This window comes from Mycobacterium sp. Soil_C_30 (assembly GCF_057656995.1).
Genome location: NZ_JBDGJH010000005.1, coordinates 112307 through 133958, shown reverse-complemented (window position 1 = coordinate 133958; position 21652 = coordinate 112307). Strand labels below are relative to the sequence as shown.

Here is a 21652-nt window from a genome sequence, read left to right as displayed (position 1 = left end):
ATGACCTCCACCACGATCGCGGACCGGCGGATCGGTGACACCGACCGCGAGCGCACCGCAGCACAGCTCGGTCTGGCGCTGACGCAGGGCTACCTGGATTTCCCCGAGTACGAAGGCCGGATGGATCGCACCTTCGCGGCGAGCACCGTCGCCGAGCTCGGTCCGTTGGTCGCTGATCTCCCGGCGGTCATCCGTAGACACGACCCGCAACGGCAGGCCGCCGCGGCCCGGGCGGCGCGGCTGAGTGTGCGTATCCACCTTGCGGCCTACCTGCTGATGGTCGTCATCGTGCTGACGGTGTGGGCGGCCACGGCGTTGTTCGCCGGCGCGACCTACTTCTGGCCGGTATGGCCGATCCTGGGGGCGGGCGTCGGGCTGGCGTCCCACGCGATTCCCGTGCGGCTCGGCCTCAAGCGCGTCATGTCCTGATCTGTGGGCTCCATGGCGTAGACGCCATGAGGTCTGTGCGTCACGATCGACACCATGCGGCGGGCGGTGGTGATTCTCGGATACCCGGGCATCCAGTCGCTGGACCTGGTTGGGCCCTTCGACGTCTTCACTGCGGCAACCCTGCTGCTGGCCGCCGAACACGGCGACGAGGGATACCGGCGCGGCTACGACGTGAGAATCGTGTCGCTGGACGGGGCTGCGGTGTCGACGGGCACCGGGCTGACCTTTGTCGCGGCTCCCTTGCCTGATCCGCGCGAGCCGGTGGACTCGGTGGTGCTGCCCGGCGGCGGTGGTTCCGATGACGCGGACCCGCGGCTGCTGGACTGGATCCGGGCCGTCGCACCGCAGGCCCGCCGTGTGGTCAGCGTCTGCACCGGTGCCTTTCTTGCTGCCGGCGCGGGGCTGCTCGACGGCTGCCGGGCCACCACCCACTGGGGGTATGCCGACCGGCTCGCCGCCCGGTACCCGCTGGTGCACGTCGACCCCGAACCCATCTTCGTCCGGAGCTCGGAGAAGGTGTGGACGGCCGCGGGCGTCACCTCGGGCATCGACCTGGCACTGGCCCTGGTGGAGGACGACCACGGCACCGAACTGGCCCAGGCCGTCGCGCGTTGGCTGGTGCTGCCGCTGCGGCGCTCGGGCGGACAGACCCAGTTCGCGGCGCCGGTGTGGATGCCGCGGGCCAAACGCGCGCCGATCCGCGAGGTCCAGGACAGCATCGAAGCCGAACCCGGTGCCGCGCACAGCATTTCCGACCTCGCCCGTCGCGCGGCGATGAGTCCGCGACACTTCACCCGCGTCTTCACCGACGAGGTGGGGGAAGCGCCGGGGGCCTATGTCGAACGTATCCGCACCGAGGCGGCCCGCCGCCAGCTCGAACAGACCGACGACACCGTCGTCGCCATCGCCGCCCGCTGCGGATTCGGCACTGCAGAAACCATGCGCCGCAACTTCATTCGGCGCCTGGGCGTTCCGCCCGACCAGTACCGCCGCATGTTCGCCTAGGAGAAACCATGACCCAGCTCGCCATCGTCGTCTATCCCGGCTTCACCGCCCTGGATTTCATCGGCCCCTACGAGGTGTTGCGGAATCTGCCCGACACCGAGGTGCGGTTCGTCTGGCACGAAACCGGGCCCATCGCAGCCGATTCCGGTGTGTTGATGGTGGGCGCCACGCACACCTTCGATGAGACGCCGGCCCCCGACGTGCTGCTGATCCCCGGCGGCATGTCCACCGTCGAGCACGCCCGCGACGAGAAGCTGCTGGCGTGGGTGCGCCAGGTGCACCAGCAGACCTTGTGGACGACGTCGGTGTGCAGTGGGTCGCTGATCCTGGCCGCCGCCGGGGTGCTCAACGGCAAGCGGGCCACGTCGCACTGGGCGGCGCTGCCGGTGCTCAAGGCGTTCGGTGTGACACCGGTCGGTGACCAGCGGATCGTTCACGAAGGCAAAGTCCTCACGGCCGCGGGCGTCTCGGCCGGAATTGACCTGGGCCTGTGGCTGGCGGCCCGGCTCACCGATGAGGCACACGCCAAGACCGTGCAGCTGGTCATCGAATATGATCCGCAGCCGCCCTTTGATTCCGGTCACTTCTCGAAGGCGTCCGCCGCCACCAAGGCCACCGCAACGGCCCTGCTCGGCCGCGATCTCGTCAAACCGAAAGCCCTCAAGGCCAGCACGCTGCTGCTGTGGGACCAGGCCATCGGGCGACTTCGGGCTCAGCGCGCGAACACCGTCTCGGCCAGCATCCGTCGGCACCACCGCTCATAGGTCTGGAGGTCCCAGCCGCACGCCATCAGTCGCAGATAGGTCTCCACGCTGCCCAATGCCGCTGAGCCCTCGGCCAGTTCGTCCACCGGGACGTCCGTGCGGATCCAGCGCCGTTCGCGGTAGGCGTCGAACACGCGTCGCCACTGCAGCGTCACGCCGGCTATCAAATCGCGACGGTACCGGTCGAGCTCGGGGTCGCCGTTGGCGGCGCTGATCAGTGCTTCGGCCAGGGGCGCGATTCTGGTGTGCACCTCGCTCTGGGCCGCGACGAGCAGGCTGATGGCTTCGTCGGGATCTCGCGCGGCCACCAGCCGGCGTCCCACCTCGACGTTGAGGATGTTCTCCTCGCCGGAGACGCCCACCGCGGCCTGCTCGATCGCGGCGATCAGCAGGGCCGCCTTGGGGCCGTGGCCTTGCACGGTTTCGGCGGAGACCCCCGCCGCCGCCGCGATTCGACCCAGCGTCGTGCCCGCGTAACCCTCGGACGCGAACAGCTGCGCGGCGGCGTCCACAACGCGGTTGCGGGTCGCCTCGGCCTGCTGTTGGCGCAGCTCGGACTGGTATTTGCGGGGTTTCGGTATTGACTTGGGTGGCACAGTATTGAATACTACAGTGCAGTAGTCAGGGGGACTGCCATGCCATCCATCCTCATCGCCTGCATTCCTGCACACGGTCATGTGACGCCGCTGCTGGCCGCCGCCGAGAACTTCGTCAGGCGCGGCGACGACGTCCGATTCCTCACCGGGGCACGCTTCGCGGACAAGATCGCCGCGACGGGAGCGACCCACCTGCCATTGCCCGCCGAAGCCGATTACGACGAGTCCCTGTTCGACAGCTTCCCCGAGCGGGCGAAGCTGACGGGCACGAAGGCCATCGCGTTCGACGTCGAGCACGTGTTCGCCCGGCCCGCGAAGGCGCAGTACCACGCGATCGTCACGGCCATGGCAGCACGACCTGTGGACGTCGTTCTCGCCGACCCGGTGTTTCTCGGCGCCGCGTTCCTGCTCGCGCACCGCCGTCCCGAACGCCCGGCCGTCGTCATGTGCGGCGTCATCCCACTGTGCGTCGAAAGCCACGACATCCCGCCGTTCGGCATGGGACTTCGGCCGGCCCGAGTGCTCAACCGCCCGCGCAACGCCGCGCTGCTCGCGGTGAGTCGCCACGTGCTGCGACAGTCCTATCGGACGATCAATGACCTGCACCGGCAGGTGCACGGCGTCGACATGCCGGGCACCCTGATGAACTGGCCGCGCCGAGCGGACGCGGTCGTCCAGTTCGGCGTGCCGTCGTTCGAGTATCCGGTGAGCGACGCACCGCCGGAGCTTCACTTCGTCGGCCCCTTGTCAGGGGTGTCACACGCTCCGTTGCCGCAGTGGTGGTCCGATCTGGACGGGACACGGCCCGTCGTGCACGTCACCCAGGGCACGGTCGCCAACGTCGACTACGACCAGGCCATCGCGCCGACGCTGCTCGCCATGGCCGACGAGGACGTGCTGGTGGTGGTCTCAACCGGCAACCGCCCGCTCGACACGCTGCCCCCGCTGCCCGCCAACGCCCGCGCGGCGACATATCTGCCCTATGACGAATTGCTGCCCCGCACAGCCGTTTACGTCACGAACGGCGGATACGGCGGGGTGCAGTACGCGCTGCGCCACGGTGTGCCGATCGTGGCCACCGGCGGCAAAGAGGACAAGCCCGAGGTCGGGGCCCGGGTGGCCTGGTCCGGCGTCGGACGGCGGATCAGAAGTGAACGACCGAGCCCGCGCGCGCTGAAGCGGGACATCATGGCGGTGCTTAGTCAGCCGCGTTACCGGCAGGCGAGCCGTCGCGTCGCGGCGGACATCGCCGCGGCGCCCGGATTCGACGGCCTGGCCGCGGTGGTCGACAACGTGATCGCGGCGGGCACCCGGGCGTGAAAAGGCGCGCTGAGCGGTCGTAATCGCACGTAGTAACTTGGGCCGGGTGATCAACCTGGCCTATGACGACCGCGGCTCCGGTGACCCGGTGCTGTTCATCGCCGGACGCGGGGGAGCCGGACGCACGTGGCATCTACACCAGGTGCCGGCCTTCCAGCGGGCGGGCTACCGGGTCCTCACGTTCGACAACCGCGGCGTCGGCGCCACCGAGAACGCCAACGGCTTCACCACCGCGACGATGGTCAACGACACCGCCACCCTGATCGAAGAGCTGGTGGGCGGGCCGGTTCGTATCGTCGGGGTCTCGATGGGCAGCTTCATCGCCCAGGAACTCATGGTCGCGCGTTCCGAGCTGGTGAGCGAGGCCGTCCTGATGGCCACCCGCGGCCGTCACGACCACACCCGCGGATTCTTCATCGAGGCCGAGAAGAAGCGGATGGAAGCCGGTGTCGAGCTGCCGCCGGACTACAGCGCGAAAATCCGTATGCTGGAGAGCTTTTCGCCGGTCACCCTGAACAACGACCGGGTGGCGGCCGACTGGATCGAGATGTTCACCATGTGGCCGGAGCGCAACACCCCGGGCCTGCTGGCGCAACTGCAGGTGGCGCCGTACGAGAACCGCCTGCCGGTGTACCGCAGCATCGCCAACCGGGTACTGGTCATCGGGTTCGCCGACGACGTGGTGACGCCGCCGCACCTGGGGGCCGAGGTGGCCGACGCCATCCCGAATGCGAAATTCCGCAAGATCCGGGAGGCGGGCCACCTCGGGTTCATCGAACAGCCCGAGGCCGTCAACACCGCGATCCTGGAGTTCTTCGGGGCCGGAAACACGCCGAGGCGCTCCTTGAACGTCTTGTGACAGGCTGTAGTAATGAACCCTTCGACGGCACAGGCACGCATCGTCGTCGACGAACTGATCCGCGGCGGCGTCCGGGACGTTGTGCTGTGTCCCGGCTCACGTAACGCCCCGCTGGCATTCGCCCTGGCCGACGCCGACCGCGCGGGCCGCATCCGCCTGCACGTGCGCATCGACGAACGCACCGCGGGCTTCTTGGCCATCGGTCTGGCGGTCGCCGGAGCAGCGCCGGTGCCGATCGCCATGACCTCGGGCACCGCGGTGGCCAACCTGGGCCCGGCGGTGGTCGAGGCCAACTACGCCCGTGTCCCGCTCATCGTGTTGAGCGCCAACCGTCCCTATGAGCTGCTGGGCACCGGCGCCAGCCAGACCATGGAGCAGCTGGGCTACTTCGGTACGCAGGTGCGCGCCACCATCAGCCTGGGTCTGGCCGAAGACGCCGTGGAAAAGCAGGCTGCGCAGTGGCGGTCGGCGACGTGCCGGGTCCTGGTCGCGGCCACCGGTGCGCGCAGCGGCAACGCCGGCCCCGTCCAGTTCGACATCCCACTGCGCGAGCCGCTGGTCCCCGACACCGATAACGGCCCGATACCTGCGGGCAGGCCCAACGGCCGGCCGTGGACCTACACCCCGCCGGTGAGCTTCGATCAGCCGCTGGACATCGACATCACCCCGGACACCGTGGTGATCTCGGGTCACGGCGCCGGCGCACATCCCGCGCTGGCCGAGCTGCCGACGGTCGCCGAGCCCACCGCACCGGCTGCGGCCAACCCGCTGCACCCGCTGGCGTTGCCGCTGCTGCATCCCAAACAGGTCATCATGGCCGGCCGGCCGACCCTGCACCGTCCGGTGTCGTCGCTGCTGGCCGACCCGTCGGTGCCGGTGTTCGCGCTGACCACCGGGCCGCGCTGGCCGGATGTGTCCGGCAACTCCCAGGCCACCGGCACCCGGGCCATCACCAGCGGCGCGCCCAACCCGGCGTGGCTCAAGCGCTGCGCCGACGTCCACGCCCACGCGCTCAACGCGGTGCGCACCCAGTTGCAGGCGCACCCGCTGACCACCGGCCTGCACGTCGCGGCGGCCATCGCCGACACCGTGCGCGACGGCGACCAGCTGATCCTGGGTGCGTCCAACCCGGTGCGCGACGCGGCCCTGGTCGGTCTGCTGCCGCACGGGGTGAAGGTGCGGTCCAACCGCGGTGTGGCCGGGATCGACGGCACGGTGTCGACGACCGTCGGCGCCGCCTTGGCGCATCCGGGCCGGACCATCGCGTTGATCGGCGACCTGACCTTCGTCCACGACAGTTCGGGCCTGCTGATCGGGCCCACCGAACCGTCGCCGCAGCAGCTGACCATCGTGGTGTCCAACGACAACGGCGGCGGCATCTTCGAACTGCTCGAGCAGGGCGACCCCCGTTTCCAGGACGTCTCGTCCCGGGTGTTCGGCACCCCGCACGACGTGGACGTCGGCGCCCTGTGCCGGGCCTACCACGTCGACCACACCCCGCTCGAACTCGCCGACCTGCCTGCCGCCCTCGACGAACCGTTCACCGGGATGCGGGTGCTCGAGGTGAAGGCCGACCGTTCGTCGCTGCGGGCGCTGCACGCGGCGATCAAGGCGGCGCTGTAGTGCTCCTGAGGCTCAAGGGGGTCTGGGACATCCTGCTGCATGGCCCGGGCGGCGAGGTGTCGCACACCAGGCCGGGCCGCTTCATCCGCTGGGCGCGGGTGGCGGTGCTCGTCATCGTGTCGCTGGTGACGCTGCAGTCGGTGCTGTTGGTGGCCGGGGCCTACCGCAACGACCTGGCCATCGAGAGCAACATGGGGGTGGCCGCGGCCGAAGTGCTCGACGCCGGCCCGCGCCGCTCGACCATCGAGTTCGTCACCCCCGACCGGGTGACCTACCGGCCGGAGCTGGGCGTGCTGTACCCGTCGGAGCTGGAGAACGGTATGCGGATCTACGTCGAATACGACCGGTCCAACCCGGACCTGGTGCGCGTCCAGGACCGCAACGCACTGCTGGCCATCATCCCGGCCCTGTCGGTGGCCGTCGTCGGCTGGCTGGTGGCGGCCGCGGCGCTGTTCGGGCTGGCGGCATTGGAGAAACGGTTCGAACTCAGCGCAGCAGCGTCGTGAGCCAGTCGTCCTCGGTGATGTCGACCACCTCGTCGTTGTTCAGGTCGTACACCAGGGGGGTGCCCAGGCTGTCGGGCGAAACATCCTCCAGCGCCGCGAAATTGACCTCCAGCAGCTGCACCGGGTCCACGGCGGACTCGCCGTCGGCTATGCGCGCGACGATCTCGTCGGACAGCCCGCTGTCGGTGGCGATATCGGCGAAATCCTGATCGGTGAAATCGAAGAACGACAGATCCTGGTTGGCCCACAAGTCTTCGACGTAGGTCTGGAAGGTCCCGGCGTCGGTGGCCTGGTCGACGGCCAGGAACATGGTGTTGCTGGCGGCGGCGGAGTAGTCGGTCATGTACTCGTCGTCGAGGAAGGTCAACGGGCGGTAGGTGACGGTCAGCTGACCGTTCTCGATGGCGGCCTTGAGGTCTTCGCCGTGCATGGCCTGCAGATCGGCGCAGTGCGAGCACTGCGGTTCGGTGAAGATCTCCACCTGCACGGGGGCGTCGGCGAAACCGGTCACGATGCCGAAGCCGTCCGGGGTCAGTGCCACCCCGGGCTGACGCGGGTCGGGCACGGCCACGCCGGCGATCTCCTTCGCGCAGCCCGTCAGCGTGAGCGCCAACGCCGCCGTCAGCGCGACGACCGTCCTCGTGTGTCGCATCAAAACCTCGCTTTCGGCACAAAACCTACCGTCTCGCCGACTCTTCGCGTGACGTCTTCCTGGCGGCAACCTTGCCGAAAGCCTGTCCTGTCATGGTTCTGGCGTGCGCGTTGCGATCGTCGCGGAGAGTTTCCTGCCGAATGTCAACGGAGTCACCAACTCGGTGCTGCGGGTGCTGGAGCATCTGCGCCGCACCGGTCATGAGGCTCTGGTGATCGCCCCTGACACTCCGCGTGGCGAGCCGGCGGCCGACAAACTGTATGACGGGATCCGGGTCCACCGGGTGCCGTCGAAGATGTTCCCCAAGGTGACCTCACTGCCGTTGGGTGTGCCGAGGCCCCGAATGGTCGGGGTGCTGCGGGGTTTCGACCCCGATATCGTGCACCTGGCGTCGCCGGCCCTGCTGGGGTACGGCGGTCTGCACGCGGCCCGGTACCTGGGGGTGCCGACGGTGGCGGTGTTCCAGACCGATGTCGCCGGGTTCGCGACCAGCTACGGTGTCCCGGCGCTGTCACGGGCGTCGTGGGCGTGGACGCGGCATCTGCACAGCCGCGCCGACCGCACCCTGGCGCCGTCCACTGCGGCCATGGAAGACCTTGCCGCTCATCGCATCCCGCGGGTACACAAGTGGGGTCGCGGTGTCGACGTCACCGGTTTCGCGCCGTCGGCCCGCTCCGATGAGTTACGCCGGTTGTGGTCGCCGTCCGGGAAACCGGTGGTGGGCTTCGTCGGCCGGCTGGCGCCGGAAAAGCACGTCGAGCGCCTGGCCGCACTGGCTCAGCGAGAGGATCTGCAGCTGGTGATCGTCGGCGACGGCATCGACCGTCAGAAGCTCGAAAATGCTTTGCCATCAGCGGTTTTCACCGGTGCATTGTACGGTGAGCAGCTGGCCACCGCGTATGCGTCGATGGATGTGTTCGTCCATCCCGGTGAGCACGAGACGTTCTGTCAGACCGTGCAGGAGGCCATGGCCTCGGGTGTACCGGTGATCGCGCCGAACGCCGGTGGGCCACGGGATCTGGTGTCGCCGTTGCGCACCGGCCTGCTGCTCGATGTGCCGGAGTTCGAATCACGCCTGCCCGCGGCGGTGGATCACCTGCTGGCCGAGCGTGGCCGCTACACCGGTGCGGCCCGGCGCAGCGTGTTGAGCCGCACCTGGCCGGCGATCTGCGATGAGCTGCTCGGTCACTACGAGGCCGTCCTGGGCGCCCGCCGCGCCCGCGCCGCCTAAACCGTGCGATTTGGGCGCGCTCGCAACCGCTGAGCGGTTACCAGCGCGCCCAAATCCCGACTAACCCTGGGCGAGCACCGCGACCGGCTGCCATTCCTCCCAGGTCTTGAGCCGGTTCTCGTAGTCGGCTTTGGCCAACGAGAGCGGCAGCTCGCCGAAGAACACCCGCAGCGGCGGCTTCTCGGCGTCCACCACCTTCAGCAGCGCCTGTGCCGACGCCACCGGATCGCCGGACTTGGCCACGCGCTTGGCGCGGGCGGCGTTGGCCGCCTCGTGGGCTTCGGCGTAGTCCTGCAGCGGCGTCGCGCGCTTGGACGACGGCCCGGCCCAGTCGGTGTCGAAACCGCCCGGCTCGATCAGCGTGACGTGCACACCGAACGACTCGACTTCCTGCGCCAGTGCCTGTGAGAAACCCTCGAGTGCCCACTTCGAGGCGTGGTAGATACCGACGTTCTGGAAGGCGGTGATCCCGCCGATGGAGGACACCTGGATGATGTGCCCACTGCGCTGTGCCCGCAGGTACGGCAAAGCGGCCTGGGTGATCCACAGGGCGCCAAACACATTCGTCTCGATCTGGTCGCGCGCTTCCTGCTCGGAGAGTTCCTCGATGAACCCGAACTGTCCGTAGCCGGCGTTGTTGACCACGATGTCGAGTCGGCCGAAGTGCTCGTGAGCCTGCGCCACGGCGGCGAAGTCGGCGTCGCGGTCGGTGACATCGAGTGTGATCGGCAACAGGGCGTCGCCGTACTTGGCCACCAGGTCGTCCAGGGTCGCGGTATCGCGGGCCGTCGCGGCAACCTTGTCGCCGCGCTCCAGCGCCGCGATCGTCCACTCCCGGCCGAAGCCGCGGGAGGTGCCCGTGATGAACCAGACCTTCTCTGCCATGTTGCCCCTTCGTGGTTGCTGTCTTCGGCTACCAACACTGGCGGATGACGCCCATTCCCGGAAGGCAAAAGTTCACAGGTAGCGTTAAGTAGGTGAGCCGCGCGACGCTGGACAAGGACCCCCACGAGGTCGCCTCGATGTTCGACGCCGTGGCCCGTCGTTACGACCTCACCAACACCGTGCTCTCGATGGGCCAGGATCGCTTCTGGCGGCGCGCCACCCGGTCGGCGTTGCGGATCGGGTCGGGGGACAGCGTGCTCGACCTCGCGGCCGGTACGGCCGTGTCCACGGTGGAACTCGCGAAGTCCGGCGCGTGGTGTGTGGCGTGCGATTTCTCGGTCGGCATGCTGGCCGCCGGCGCCGCCCGGCCCGTCCCGAAGGTGGCCGGCGACGCCACGAAATTACCGTTCGATGACGGGGTTTTCGACGCGGTGACCATCAGCTTCGGTTTGCGCAATGTGGTCGACACGGTGGGTGGGCTGCGCGAGATGGCGCGGGTGACCAAGCCGGGTGGCCGCCTGGTGGTGTGCGAGTTCTCCACGCCGACGGTTCCGGTGTTCGCGACCGTCTACAAGGAGTACCTGATGCGGGCGCTGCCGGCGATGGCACGCGTGGTGTCCAGCGATCCGGAGTCCTATGAGTATCTGGCCGAGTCCATCCGCGCCTGGCCCGATCAGGCGGCATTGGCGCGGCTGATCTCGGAGGCTGGCTGGTCGCAGGTCCGGTGGCGCAATCTGACTGCAGGCATTGTCGCTCTGCACGCCGCCACCAAACCCATCGGGGTCTGAGCCAGCATCACTGCTGGAAATGTGCTCTTTCGTAATGTGGCGCGTCTTGCCGTGGGCCCGGCCCGGGCGGGCTGGCTTTGCCCTTGACCGATGCGTGCAGAAGTGGCAAACGAGACAGTTTCTGCCGCGGGAGCCTTATTATCGGCGACCAACAGCTGCAATGCTATCTTTGTAACCGTCATTTGCGATTCCAGCAATCGACCGGCATGTCAATATGTGACCTTGATCATTTGCATACATTTTGGCTCGCTTGGGTACAAGGAGCCGTGTTACGAATTAGCTACCGTAGCGATCAGCCAACGCAGGGCGTTCGGGGGACGGCCGAAAAAAGTCATGCGTATCTGATCCACAGAAACGCCCGCAGCTAGACCGCCCCACTGTGTAACGGAAGACGTGTTGATGACCCCTGCGATCAGTATCCGCGACGCCCTGCCGGGTGATGACCCGCTGCCCTCGGTGTCGGTGATCATCCCGGCGCTCAATGAAGCGCGAAACCTGCCGCATGTTGCCCAACGCATGCCCGCCGGGATCGATGAGATCGTGGTTGTCGACGGTGGCTCCGTCGACGACACCGTGGCCGTCGCCCGCCAGCTGTGGCCGGACGCCGTGCACATCCAGCAGACCCGGAAAGGCAAGGGCAATGCACTCGCCTGCGGGTTCGCCGCCGCCTCCGGCGACATCATCGTCGCCATCGATGCCGACGGCAGCACCGATCCGGCGGAGATCCCTCGTTTCGTCGGCGCGCTGCTGGCCGGCGCCGATTTCGCCAAGGGCTCCCGCTTCATCGCCGGCGGCGGCAGCGTCGACATCACCAGGATCCGCCGCGCCGGCAACTGGGGACTCAACGCACTGGTGAACATCCTGTTCTCGGCCACCTACAGCGATCTGTGTTACGGCTACAACGCTTTCTGGCGGTACTGCCTCGACGTCATCGACCTGCCGGACAGCACCACTCGCGAACCGCAGTGGGGTGACGGATTCGAGATCGAGACGATGGTCAACGTCCGTGCCGTCGCACGCGGTCTGACCATCGCCGAGGTGCACAGCCACGAGGCCAACCGGATTCACGGGGAGAGCAATCTCAATGCGGTGCGCGACGGCCTGCGGGTGCTGCGCACCATCTGCAGCGAATTCCATTCGCACAGCAGGGTGAAAGCCCCGCGCACCAGCACCGACACCAACGTCATCCCGTTCGGCACCTTCCTCCGCCGCCGCCTCGGGCGTCGCGCGGTCACCACACCCACTGTCGAAACTCTTTCTCGGGAGCGAGCGCAGTGACCGGCCTGGTGCAGGTGGACAACCGGCCCGCCGCCGCCGGCGACGCCGACCGTCCCAAGGTGTCGCTGTGTGTGCCCGCCTACCAAGCCGAACGGCACATCCGCCGCACCATCGAGAGTCTGCTGGCCCAACGGCACGACGACTTTGAAGTGGTGGTGCTCGACAACAACTGCACCGACGGCACCGCTGCGGTGCTGAACAGCTTCGACGACAACCGCATTCGCGTGATCCGCAACGATTCCAGGGTTCCGCTGGTCGACAACTTCAATCGCGCGGTGGCCGAGTGCCGGGGCGACTACGTCAAACTCGTGTGCGCCGATGACATCCTGCACCCCGAATGCGTCGCCGCGCAGACCGCTGTCCTGGACAGCAACCCCGACGTCGCCCTTGTCGGCGTGCAAACCGATTTCGTCGACGACGAAGGCGTGCTGCTGCGGCCCGGTCGTGGCCTGCGAGGAGTCATCGGACGCCACCCCGCCGACCGTGTGGTCCGGCGCATCGTCCGCAGCGGAACCAACCCCATCGGAGCCCCCGCGGCGGTGATGTTCCGGCGCGCCGATTTCCTCCGTGCCGGCGGTTTCCGTGACGAACTGCTGTTCCTCGCCGATGTCGAGCTGTGGGTCCGCCTGCTGCATCACGGCGAGTTCTACGGCATCCCACGCACTCTCGCGTCGTTCCGGTTCGGCAGCCAGACCGTCTCGGCCACCATGGCGGTTCGCTCACAGCTGGCGCAGCACAAGGCGTTTGTCAGTGTCCTCGCCGCGCAGCAACGCTGGGGCATCACGGGTACCGACCGGATGATCTGCCGGGTCAACACCTACGACAAGCAGTTACGGCGAATCGTCCTCTTCGCGATCAGTAAACGCCGTGACGCGCGACGGCATCGATGACGCTGGCGGAAGAGGCTCCCGCGCAGCGTAATCTGCGCCTCAACACCTACTCCCTGATCTTCTCCAACCTGCTGAGCGGCGTGCTGGGCCTGGCGTTCTGGGGTGCCGCCGCGCGGTTGTACCCGCCAGAAGCGGTGGGCGTCGGGTCGGCGGTGCTGAACTCGGCGATCATGCTGGCGGCGCTGTCGTTGTTGAGTATCGACGCGCTGTTCGAGCGGTTCCTGCCTCTGGCCGGCACCCGCACCGGCGGGCTGCTGCTGCGCGGTTTCCTGGTGGTCGCGTGTGCGGCGTTGGTCGCCGGCATCGGAGCCGTGTTCCTGGGGCCCGACGAGCTTTTCGTGTCCAGCTGGATGGTGCTGCTGTACCCACTGCTGGTGGTGGAGCATGCGTTGTTCACGTTGCAGGACAAGGCCACCACCGGCCTGGGCGTCGCCCGCTGGGCGGCGGCCAAGAACACCTTCCACGCCGTGGTCAAGCTGGTGGCCCTCGTCGCTTTCGCGTGGACCGGCAGTGCGCTGGCCATCGTGTTGTCCTGGGGTGTGACGGGCGCGCTCGCGGTGATCGTCATCCTGGCGGCGATGCGGCACCGCTACCGCACCGACCCGCGATTCCTGGCCGCCCCCACCCTGCCGCCCCGCCGGGAGATCGCGCAGTACTTCGGGCCGTCGTTCGGTCTCACCGCGGCCTCGGTGGTCGCACCTCTGGTGGTGCCGCTGATCGTGCTCAGCCAGTTCGGCGCAGTGGCCAACGCGCATTTCACCATTGCGTGGGCCATCGTCAGCGTGCTGTACATGACCATGCACCTGATCATCAGCCCGTTCGTGGCCGAGGTCGCAGCACACCCCGACAAGGTGGCGAGCCTCTCGAAGCGGATGGTGCAGATGACCTCGATCGCCGCGCTCGTCGGCAGTCTGGGGCTGGTGACCGCGGGCCCGTTCGCGTTGGGCCTGGTGGGTGGGGAGTACCGGCAGCACGGCGAGTCGCTGTTGTACCTTGCCGCACTGTTCATCCCGCTGTCAGCGGTGTCGGCCATCTACGAGGGTTTCGCCCGGGTGGAGCGCCGCCTGGGGCTGATCTTCGGTATCCGGGTCACGGCGGCGACGCTGATCATCGGCGGGTCTTTCGTGACCACCGACATGTTTGGGGTCATCGGTGTGGGTTGGGCCTACCTGGCGGTGGAATCGGTGACCGCCGCGCTGCTGATCGTGCCGGTGCTGCGCTACTTCCGGCGCAACAAACGGGATCCGGGTTGGCTGGCGCGGGCCAATCCGCCCGACGCGGATTCACCAGCTGGTGCGCCACCGCCCGTTCAGCCCGGGGAAGTGTTGTGACACTTCGCCGAGGATGTCGGGGACGGTGAGCAGTATCTCGTCGGGTGCCGCGGCTTCGAGGGTCTCCGGAGCGATGATCGGGATGTCGGTGCCCGGCATTCGGCGGCCCTGCTTGGCGGTGGACGCGTCGGCGACGCCCGCCAGGAGCCGCCGGTCCAGGCCGGCCAGGCAGAACAGCGCCACCGCACGGGAGGACGCCCCGTAGGCGTAGACCCGGTTCTGCGTTGATTCCAGCCAGTTTCGCAACGCTGCTGACTGAGCACGGGCACCGCGCCCCAGTTGTCCGACCACCGACGGTTCGGTGATTCCGAAGCGTTGTTCGCGCTCCAGGATCGCCGAGGTGGTCGGGTCGGGCTCGGCGTGACCGTGCACTGCGGCGGACAAGACGGTGCCTCCGTAGAGGTCGAATTCCCATGACGCCGTCACACTCATCCCCACCGCACTCAGCAGTCTGCGCAGCGCGGTCAGTGAGTAGTAGCCGAAGTGGCCGTGCCGCAGGGCATTCCACTGACCCTGCTCCACGATCGTCAACAGTGAGTGGAACTGCAGCAGCAGCACCCCGCCCGGGGCCGTCGCGGCGCTGCGGATCCGGAACGCCTCCCGCTGGTCGGCGTCGTGCATGATCCCGAAGCAGTCCAGCACGATGTCGGCGGTCTCGGCGCTGGCGAAGTCGGGTAGCAGCGGCAGCCAACTTCCGCCGTGGGGGCTGCCGAACTCGCGGACGGTGGTACCGCGCAACCAGCCGGCCTCGGCCACTCGGTGCACCGCGTCGGCGGCTTGTAATCGCAGCGCCAACGGCTCGATACCGCGCGGTTCCTCGGTGTCGGTGTCGTCGTCGGCCAATTGCGCCAGCCCGCACCCCGAACACAGGACCATGCTCAGCGGGTGTGTCGATTCCCGATCGGACAGCGGTGTTTCCGCCGGCGGGAAATGGTCGGCCGCCGGCACCAGACCCAGATCCAGCACCGGATGCAGATCCGGTCCGGCGCATCCGCGACACGATTTCATGCCACAATCACCCGGTGCGGATCGAGCAGGCGCGGCTGGCGGATGTGTTGGTACTCAACAACGAACCTCATCATGATCACCGTGGCTTCTTCTCGCGGACCTTCGATGCGGACATCTTCGACAGCTACCTCGGTGCGGCGGTGTCGGCGACCTTCGTCCAGGACTCCCAGTCCCGCTCGGTGCAGGGAACGCTGCGCGGGATGCACGGCCGTTCCGGCCGGGGTGAGGCCAAGCTGGTGCGGTGCGCCCGGGGAGCGGTGTCCGACGTGCTGGTCGATATCCGCAGAGATTCGCCGACGTTCGGTCAGCAGCAGACGTTCCTGCTCGACGACAACACTTTTCGCCATCTGTACATCCCGCCCGGGTTCTTGCACGGATTTCAGGCACTGACTCCCGAGGCCGACGTGTGCTACCGGATCGACCGGCCGCACGACCCGGCCGAGGACCTCTCGGTCAACCCTCATGACACCGAACTCGCCATCGCGTGGCCGCAACCGGTGACACAGATCTCGGCACGCGATGCGGCGGCGGGAAGCTGGGCTGAGCTGCTCACCAAGCTGTAGCCCGATGCATCTCGGGCAGCGGGAAGTACAGTTGCCCGCCCCACTCGGCGATATAGCTCAGCTGCGCGGTCAACTCGGTTTCCAGGTTCCACGGCAAGGCCAGCACCACGTCGGGCCGGTCGATGGCCAGCAGGGCGGGATCGTGGATCGGAATCCGCGTACCGGGGGTGAATCTGCCGTGTTTGTAGGGGTTTCGGTCGACGATGTACTCGATCAGATCCGAGCGGATGCCGGCGTAGTTGAGCAGCGTGTTGCCCTTGCCCGGCGCGCCATAGCCGACCACACGTTTGCCCTCGGCGCGGCAGTCCAGTAGGAAGCGGAGCAGTTCGTGCCGAATGGCCTCGGTGCGGCCCTTCAGCTGACGGTATCCGTCGACCTCGTGCAGCCCGTGGGCGGCTTCGGTGGCGAGCACGTCACGCACTCGCTGGCTGGGCTCTCCGGCAGCCGCGAGCGGACGCGCCCACAGCCGGATCGATCCGCCATGGGTGGTCAACAGCTCGACATCGACCACCGCCAGATCAGCACTGGCCAACGCCCGCATGGCCGGCAACACGGTGTAGTACTGGAAATGTTCGTGATAGATGGTGTCGAACTGGCCGTACCGCACCAGATCCAGCGCGTGGTGCACTTCGATGCTGAGCCAGCCCTGGTCATCCAGCAGTGCCCGCAACGCCCGGGTGAAGCCGAGGAGATCCGGGATGTGGGCATACACGTTGTTGGCCACCACCAGGTCGGCAGGGCCGTGTTCGGCCCGCACGTCGGCGGCCAGGGCCTCATCCAGAAAGGCGGTGGTGGTGGGCACTCCGCGTTCACGCGCTGCGAGGCCGACATTCACCGACGGCTCGATACCGAGGCAGGGGATTCCGGCCGAAACCACGTGTTGGAGCAGGTATCCGTCATTGCTGGCCACCTCGACCACCAGCGAGTCGGGTCCCAGCCCCAGCCGTCGGGTGGTCTCGGCGACAAATGTCTTGGCATGCGCCACCCAGCTGTCCGAGAACGACGAGAAGTAGGCGTACTCGGTGAAGGTGTCCTCCGGAGTGATGAGTGCCGGGATCTGCAGCAGCAGGCAATCCTCACACAGCCGCAGATGCAGCGGGTACGTCGATTCCGGTAGATCGAGTTCGGCTTCGGAGAGGAACTTCTCGCAGGGCGGTGTGGCGCCCAGATCGAGAATGCTGCGCAACCGGTCGGAGTCACACAGTCTGCAGCGCATGCTCACTCCAGAACAGTCGGCTGTCGAGTTGTCCGGTGGCAAGCAGGTATTCGATCTGCTTGAGCCGGGTGTGGCCGCGGCCGTAGAACATCGCCTCGGTCAGTTCGATGGCGCCGTACACGCGGTGCAGCTGTGCAGCTCCGCGGGCCACGTCCCATTGCGCGGTGAACTCGGGGAACACGTTCCGGATCCGGGAGAAGTCCACCCGGTAGCTGCGCTGGTCTGCGCTGGGTGGGCCGAAAGTGACCGTGCAGCCCGGGAATTCGTCACCCACCGCTGTCGCGATATCGCGCACGGTGCGGTTGTTCTCGTCGCTGCCGACGTTGACCACCAGAGTGTGCACGGTTTCGCGGTCGGCGGTCAGCGCGCACCTGATCGCCTGGGCGATGTCCAGGCCGTGCACCAGCGGACGCCATGGGGTGCCGTCGCTGGTCATGGCGATGGTGCTGTTCACCCACGCCAGTCCGGCAAGGTTGTTCAGCACGATGTCGAACCGCATCCGCGGCGAGGCGCCGAAAGCGGTGGCGTTGCGCAGGAACGTCGGCGAGAAACCGTCGTCTGCCATCGCGGTCAGGTCCCGTTCCACCATGGCCTTGCACTTCGCGTACGCCGTCAGCGGATTCAGCGGGCTGGTCTCGTCGACGATACCGTCCGCCGCGCCGTACACGCTGCACGAGGACATGTAGACGAACCGCGTCACCCCAGCCTGTTTGGCGCACTGCGCCAGATGGACGCTGCCCCCGTGGTTGATGTCGTAGGTGACCTCGCCGATCAGGTCGCCCAGCGGGTCGTTGCTGAGCTCCGCCATGTGCACCACGGCGTCGAAACCGCGGAGATCGTCGACGGTGACGTCACGGATATCGCGGACCAGTGTCGCCGGTGTGTAGGGCCCGGTACCGGCCAGACGTTCCGAGCACAGCCAACCCGACTTGTAGTAGCCGGTGTCCAGCCCCACCACCTCGACGCCGTGGGAATGCAGGTACGGCGCCACCAGTGCACCGAGGTAACCGTCGGATCCGGTGATCAAGACACGCATGAGTGTTCTTCCAATTCGATAGTGACCTTGTCCGCGACAAAGCCTTCGGCGTAGCGGTGTTGGCACTGGACGCCGCGGATTCTCATCAGGCCGAGGAAGGCCTCGGCGTCGAACCACGGCTTGCCGGTCTGGGAGGGATAGCTGGTGTGCAGCAGCCGTTCCTTCTGCGCGGCGATCTCCGCGGTGACCGGGTGGAACACGTTGGGCGTGGGCAGATCCGACTCCCACTTGAGGATCTCGTAGCCCCAGTACAGGTGCCCGCGGAACTCGGTGGGCATCACCTCGGCGAGCAGCCGGTGATCCTGGTGGGCATCGTGTCGCTGCGGGCCGATCACCAGATCGGGTTCGCAGGTGCGCCGGAACTCGGCCACCTGGCTTTTCACCTCACTCCAGTGCAGGGGCAGCCTGCCGTCCGGAAAGCCGGCTACCGTCAGGTGCACCTGGGCGTCGCCGCACATCGCCGCAAACGCGTTCTTCTCCTCGATCTCCCGTTCGGTCCCGGCCCCGGTGAGCACCAGAGCGTGGACCACGAGGCCGGGATTGCGCCGGGTCAGCTGCAGCAGGGTGGCTCCGGCGCCGATCGCGATGTCGTCGCAGTGCGCCCCGACCACCGCGACACTCGAAATGCTCTGCGGTGACAGCGTCGTCACGCGGCGGCCTTGTTCTCCCAGAGCGCCCACGGCCGCACGCCCTTGTTGTAGTCGGTGTCGAGTTCGGCGCGCTCTTTGAAGGTGTCCGCCGGCTTCCAGAACCCTTCGTGGCGGTAGCCGATCAACTTTCCGGTGCCGGCCAAGGAGAAGCAGGCGTCACCCACCAGATCGCCGTTCTCCGGAATCAGGTCGATGACGTCACGGTGCAGCACAAAATAGCCGCCGTTGATCCCGACGGACATCTCGGCCAGCGGCTGGACCTCTTTGACCTCACCGGTGGGGGAGAGATCGACACAATGGAACGACGAGGCCGGCGGAACCACCAGCATCGAGGCGAGAGCCCCGTTGTTGACGGTGTTCTCGACCATCGTGTCGAGCGGGGCATCGGTCAGGACGTCGGCGTAATTGGCCAGGAAGTAGTCGTCATCGCCGAGGTACTTACGGACCCGGCGGAGCCGCTCGCCGATGGGGGATTCGATACCGGTTTCGGCGAAGGTGATGGTCCAGTCGGCGATATCCGACGACAGCATCTGCACCTTGCCGTCGGCCAGCACGAAGTCGTTCGAGGGGGTCTCGTTGTAGCGCAGGAAGTACTCCTTGATCTTCTCTGCGCCGTAACCCAGGCACAGGATGAAATCCTTGTGGCCGTGGTGGGCGTAGTACTGCATCACGTGCCAGACCAGCGGGCGTGGGCCCACCATCTGGAGTGGCTTGGGTATGACGTCGTCCTGCGCGGTGCGCATCCGCATCCCGTAGCCACCGCAGAACAAGACAACCTTCATACTTCGCTCCCAGTTGGACGATTGCGAGGCGCACCGGATGCGCGCAGGATCTGTACCCGCAAAATTTCACTTCTTAACCCCCGACGCTTCCTAGGGCGGGAAGCGCGGCGAATCACCCGAAGTTAGCACCGTTACATCAACGTTTCAACACGAGCACAGCAAATCTCCAGCTTGCCCGCCGCGACAGGCCGTAGAACGCTCTGAGGTGCAGTTGGAGAGTGCTTCCACCAGCGGGCGCTTCGAGCCCGCCCGGCCGGGGCAACGTGCAGGCGCCGACCACCAGGATTTGCATCTAAATCTGCCTTGCAGCTGGGTAAATGTCGCCACCTGCACAATAGGCAAATCCTCGCGGGCTACCGGGGTGCGACGATGCCGTGGTCGTAGGCGTACACGATCGCGGCGGCCCGGTCCCGCAGGTTCAGCTTGGTGAAGATGCGGCCGATGTGGGTCTTGACGGTGACACCGGAGATGAACAGGTCGTCGGCGATCTCGGCATTCGACCGGCCTTTCCCGATGAGGGTCAGCACGTCGAGCTCGCGGGCGGTCAGCTCGGTGACGGCCTCGGGTGTGCCGGCGGGGGAGCGGCGATACGTGCTGAGCACCCGCGAGGTCACCGCCGGATCGAGGTAGCTGTCCCCACGCGCGACGGCCCGGACCGCGCGGATGAGTTCCTCGGCTGAGGAGTCTTTGAGCACGAACCCGGCCGCCCCCGCACGCAGCGCCCCGGACAGCAGCTCGTCCTCGTTGAACGTCGTCAACGCCAGCACCGGCGGGGTGCCGCCCAGGCGCCGCGTCGCCTCGATCCCGTCGACGCGTTTCATCCGCAGGTCCATCACCACCACGTCAGGCAGATGTGCGGTCACCGCGGCGGGCACTTCGTCGCCGTCGGCGCATTCGTCGACGATCAGGAAGCCGTCCTTGCGCCGCAGGATGCGGCGCAACCCCGAGCGCACCAGATCCTGATCGTCGACCAGCAGCACCCGGATCACGTCCTCGGTCATCGGCCGCACCAGGATCGGCCACCTTCGCCCAGCGGGATCTCGGCGCGCACCGACCACTCGTCGCCGCTGGGCCCGACGTCGAGAATCCCGCCGAGCAACTCGACCCGCTGCCGCATACCGCGCACGCCCCGGCCTTCGGAACTCTGCACCGCCACCGGTAAGCGGTTGTCCACGCTGATGCGCGCGGACGACTGCGAAAACGACAGCAGCACCGAGGATGTCGACTCCGGGGCATGTTTGGCGATGTTGGCCAGCGACTCCTGGGCAATGCGGAACAACGCCAGGCCCACCGCCGGGGAGACGCGGTCGGGAGAGCCGCTGACATGCAGCCGCACCGACAGCCCGGCCTTGACGAAATCGTCCACCAGCGGCGGGATGTCGTCTATACCGGGCTCGGGTGCGGTGCGCAGCGGCGCGCCGTCGAGCAACCCGACGGTGCGGCGGATGTCGGCCATGGCCTGCCTGCCCAGACGTTCGGCTTGCTCCAGGGCGTCCACCGCGTCGTCGACGTCGCGGTCTTCCTGCAACGCGCGCCGGGCTCCGGTGAGATGCAGCAGCGTGACACTCAGCGAGTGGGCGATGACGTCATGCACTTCGCGGGCGATGCGGCGGCGTTCGTCGGCGGCGGCGAGTTCGGCCAGGGCGGCTTGGTTCTCCGCTTGCCTGACCAGCAGTTGCTGCTGGATCCGCATCAGGAAGCCGACGAGCCAGCCCAGCCCCACCGCGGTCAGGTACAGCGGCAGCGCGTCGATGTGGTGCGACGCGGCGGCGACGAGCAACAGCGCGCATGCCGATGCCGCGGCCAGCGCTCCCGGGAGCACCGTGGTGTGCGAGGCGACGATGCCGATCATCACCACCAGCAGCATGGGGGCGATGTCGGAGTCGATGGGGGCCGGCGTGCTGAACAACAGGATGGCGGTGGCGGCCGAGGTGGTGAGCCAGATCAGCGCCGGATGAAACTTGATGCCGGAGAAGAAGAACAACAATGGCGGTGAGAATGCGATGAGCGCGGCGACCAGCGACGGCAGCAGACCCGTGTGCACTCGCTGTAGTCCGGCGGCGATCAGGATCGCCAGCAGGCTCACGTCGACGGTCACCACGAACGTCCACGTGAAGCCGTGGGGGATCAGCGCGCCTCTGGCGCGCAGCCGATCGACCACGTACTCCGTCACATCACGTAGCACCGTTCGATCGTAGAGAGTTCTCGCCGCCGGCACA

23 protein-coding genes are annotated in these 21652 nt (G+C 67.4%); 13 read left to right on the top strand and 10 right to left on the bottom strand.

The window, feature by feature from the left end; genetic code table 11:
• Genes AC3A6P_RS11330 through AC3A6P_RS11320 form a run of 3 tightly spaced genes read left to right on the top strand, consistent with a single transcriptional unit; the run spans position 1 to position 2219 of the window.
• On the top strand, positions 1 to 429 hold the full coding sequence (locus AC3A6P_RS11330; RefSeq protein WP_487691579.1) for a DUF1707 domain-containing protein: 429 nt from the start codon (positions 1 to 3) through the stop codon (positions 427 to 429).
• 54 nt (positions 430 to 483) lie between these two features.
• The gene (locus AC3A6P_RS11325; protein WP_487691578.1) at positions 484 to 1455 is read left to right on the top strand and encodes a GlxA family transcriptional regulator; all 972 of its coding nucleotides are present in this window, start codon (positions 484 to 486) and stop codon (positions 1453 to 1455) included.
• Between the two features lie 8 nt (positions 1456 to 1463).
• Positions 1464 to 2219, top strand: coding sequence for a DJ-1/PfpI family protein (locus AC3A6P_RS11320; protein WP_487691577.1), 756 nt, complete (start codon positions 1464 to 1466; stop codon positions 2217 to 2219).
• On the opposite strand, the gene AC3A6P_RS11315 is transcribed toward AC3A6P_RS11320, so the two are convergent.
• The gene (locus AC3A6P_RS11315; protein ID WP_487691576.1) at positions 2168 to 2815 is read right to left on the bottom strand and encodes a TetR/AcrR family transcriptional regulator; all 648 of its coding nucleotides are present in this window, start codon (positions 2813 to 2815) and stop codon (positions 2168 to 2170) included. The genes AC3A6P_RS11320 and AC3A6P_RS11315 overlap by 52 nt on opposite strands.
• 39 nt (positions 2816 to 2854) lie before the next feature.
• Between AC3A6P_RS11315 and AC3A6P_RS11310 the strand changes: the two genes are divergently transcribed.
• From AC3A6P_RS11310 to AC3A6P_RS11295, 4 genes are read left to right on the top strand one after another with little or no spacing between them, the layout of a single operon-like run.
• Positions 2855 to 4135, top strand: a complete 1281-nt coding sequence (locus AC3A6P_RS11310) for a glycosyltransferase (RefSeq protein WP_487691575.1) — start codon at positions 2855 to 2857, stop codon at positions 4133 to 4135.
• Positions 4136 to 4184: 49 nt separating this feature from the next.
• On the top strand, positions 4185 to 4994 hold the full coding sequence (locus AC3A6P_RS11305; RefSeq protein WP_487691942.1) for an alpha/beta fold hydrolase: 810 nt from the start codon (positions 4185 to 4187) through the stop codon (positions 4992 to 4994).
• 12 nt (positions 4995 to 5006) lie between these two features.
• Positions 5007 to 6617, top strand: a complete 1611-nt coding sequence (gene menD, locus AC3A6P_RS11300) for a 2-succinyl-5-enolpyruvyl-6-hydroxy-3-cyclohexene-1-carboxylic-acid synthase (protein ID WP_487691574.1) — start codon at positions 5007 to 5009, stop codon at positions 6615 to 6617.
• Between the two features lie 5 nt (positions 6618 to 6622).
• Complete coding sequence (locus tag AC3A6P_RS11295) at positions 6623 to 7123, top strand: DUF3592 domain-containing protein (protein WP_487691941.1); 501 nt, start codon at positions 6623 to 6625, stop codon at positions 7121 to 7123.
• Here the strand turns inward: AC3A6P_RS11295 and AC3A6P_RS11290 are convergent.
• A complete protein-coding gene (locus tag AC3A6P_RS11290; protein ID WP_487691573.1) occupies positions 7104 to 7775 on the bottom strand; it encodes a DsbA family protein in 672 nt (223 codons plus the stop codon). The two genes, AC3A6P_RS11295 and AC3A6P_RS11290, sit on opposite strands and share 20 nt — an antisense overlap.
• 103 nt (positions 7776 to 7878) lie before the next feature.
• On the opposite strand from AC3A6P_RS11290, the gene AC3A6P_RS11285 reads away from it, so the two are divergent.
• Positions 7879 to 9006, top strand: a complete 1128-nt coding sequence (locus AC3A6P_RS11285; RefSeq protein ID WP_487691572.1) for a glycosyltransferase family 4 protein — start codon at positions 7879 to 7881, stop codon at positions 9004 to 9006.
• 60 nt (positions 9007 to 9066) lie between these two features.
• On the opposite strand, the gene AC3A6P_RS11280 is transcribed toward AC3A6P_RS11285, so the two are convergent.
• Positions 9067 to 9891 (bottom strand): SDR family oxidoreductase, encoded by an 825-nt coding sequence (locus tag AC3A6P_RS11280; RefSeq protein WP_487691571.1) that lies wholly within the window; start codon positions 9889 to 9891, stop codon positions 9067 to 9069.
• Positions 9892 to 9983: 92 nt separating this feature from the next.
• Here AC3A6P_RS11280 and AC3A6P_RS11275 point away from each other — a divergent pair, with 92 nt between their 5' ends.
• The 4 genes from AC3A6P_RS11275 to AC3A6P_RS11260 all read left to right on the top strand — a co-directional run bounded on the left by AC3A6P_RS11275 (position 9984) and on the right by AC3A6P_RS11260 (position 14178).
• Positions 9984 to 10679, top strand: a complete 696-nt coding sequence (locus AC3A6P_RS11275) for a demethylmenaquinone methyltransferase (protein WP_487691569.1) — start codon at positions 9984 to 9986, stop codon at positions 10677 to 10679.
• A gap of 399 nt (positions 10680 to 11078) precedes the next feature.
• Complete coding sequence (locus tag AC3A6P_RS11270) at positions 11079 to 11957, top strand: glycosyltransferase family 2 protein (RefSeq protein ID WP_487691568.1); 879 nt, start codon at positions 11079 to 11081, stop codon at positions 11955 to 11957.
• A complete protein-coding gene (locus AC3A6P_RS11265; RefSeq protein ID WP_487691567.1) occupies positions 11954 to 12847 on the top strand; it encodes a glycosyltransferase family 2 protein in 894 nt (297 codons plus the stop codon). The genes AC3A6P_RS11270 and AC3A6P_RS11265 overlap by 4 nt, the downstream gene beginning before the upstream one ends.
• The gene (locus AC3A6P_RS11260; RefSeq protein WP_487691566.1) at positions 12844 to 14178 is read left to right on the top strand and encodes a lipopolysaccharide biosynthesis protein; all 1335 of its coding nucleotides are present in this window, start codon (positions 12844 to 12846) and stop codon (positions 14176 to 14178) included. Before AC3A6P_RS11265 ends, AC3A6P_RS11260 begins: the two co-directional genes overlap by 4 nt.
• Here the strand turns inward: AC3A6P_RS11260 and AC3A6P_RS11255 are convergent.
• Entirely contained in the window at positions 14131 to 15186 is a 1056-nt protein-coding gene (locus tag AC3A6P_RS11255; RefSeq protein ID WP_487691565.1) for a class I SAM-dependent methyltransferase, read from the bottom strand. The genes AC3A6P_RS11260 and AC3A6P_RS11255 overlap by 48 nt on opposite strands.
• Before the next feature lie 14 nt (positions 15187 to 15200).
• On the opposite strand from AC3A6P_RS11255, the gene AC3A6P_RS11250 reads away from it, so the two are divergent.
• Positions 15201 to 15749: a dTDP-4-dehydrorhamnose 3,5-epimerase family protein gene (locus tag AC3A6P_RS11250; RefSeq protein ID WP_487691564.1), complete on the top strand. Its 549-nt coding sequence runs from the start codon at positions 15201 to 15203 to the stop codon at positions 15747 to 15749.
• On the opposite strand, the gene AC3A6P_RS11245 is transcribed toward AC3A6P_RS11250, so the two are convergent.
• The 6 genes from AC3A6P_RS11245 to AC3A6P_RS11220 form a co-directional block, all read right to left on the bottom strand.
• Positions 15736 to 16965, bottom strand: coding sequence for a methyltransferase domain-containing protein (locus tag AC3A6P_RS11245; RefSeq protein ID WP_487691563.1), 1230 nt, complete (start codon positions 16963 to 16965; stop codon positions 15736 to 15738). The genes AC3A6P_RS11250 and AC3A6P_RS11245 overlap by 14 nt on opposite strands.
• Positions 16946 to 18001 (bottom strand): NAD-dependent epimerase/dehydratase family protein, encoded by a 1056-nt coding sequence (locus AC3A6P_RS11240; protein ID WP_487691562.1) that lies wholly within the window; start codon positions 17999 to 18001, stop codon positions 16946 to 16948. The genes AC3A6P_RS11245 and AC3A6P_RS11240 overlap by 20 nt, the downstream gene beginning before the upstream one ends.
• Complete coding sequence (locus AC3A6P_RS11235; protein ID WP_487691561.1) at positions 17989 to 18651, bottom strand: PIG-L deacetylase family protein; 663 nt, start codon at positions 18649 to 18651, stop codon at positions 17989 to 17991. Before AC3A6P_RS11235 ends, AC3A6P_RS11240 begins: the two co-directional genes overlap by 13 nt.
• Positions 18648 to 19433, bottom strand: coding sequence for a sugar phosphate nucleotidyltransferase (locus AC3A6P_RS11230; RefSeq protein ID WP_487691560.1), 786 nt, complete (start codon positions 19431 to 19433; stop codon positions 18648 to 18650). Before AC3A6P_RS11230 ends, AC3A6P_RS11235 begins: the two co-directional genes overlap by 4 nt.
• A gap of 353 nt (positions 19434 to 19786) precedes the next feature.
• A complete protein-coding gene (locus AC3A6P_RS11225) occupies positions 19787 to 20434 on the bottom strand; it encodes a response regulator (protein ID WP_487691559.1) in 648 nt (215 codons plus the stop codon).
• Complete coding sequence (locus tag AC3A6P_RS11220; protein WP_487691558.1) at positions 20431 to 21618, bottom strand: sensor histidine kinase; 1188 nt, start codon at positions 21616 to 21618, stop codon at positions 20431 to 20433. Before AC3A6P_RS11220 ends, AC3A6P_RS11225 begins: the two co-directional genes overlap by 4 nt.
• Between the last annotated feature and the right edge of the window lie 34 nt (positions 21619 to 21652).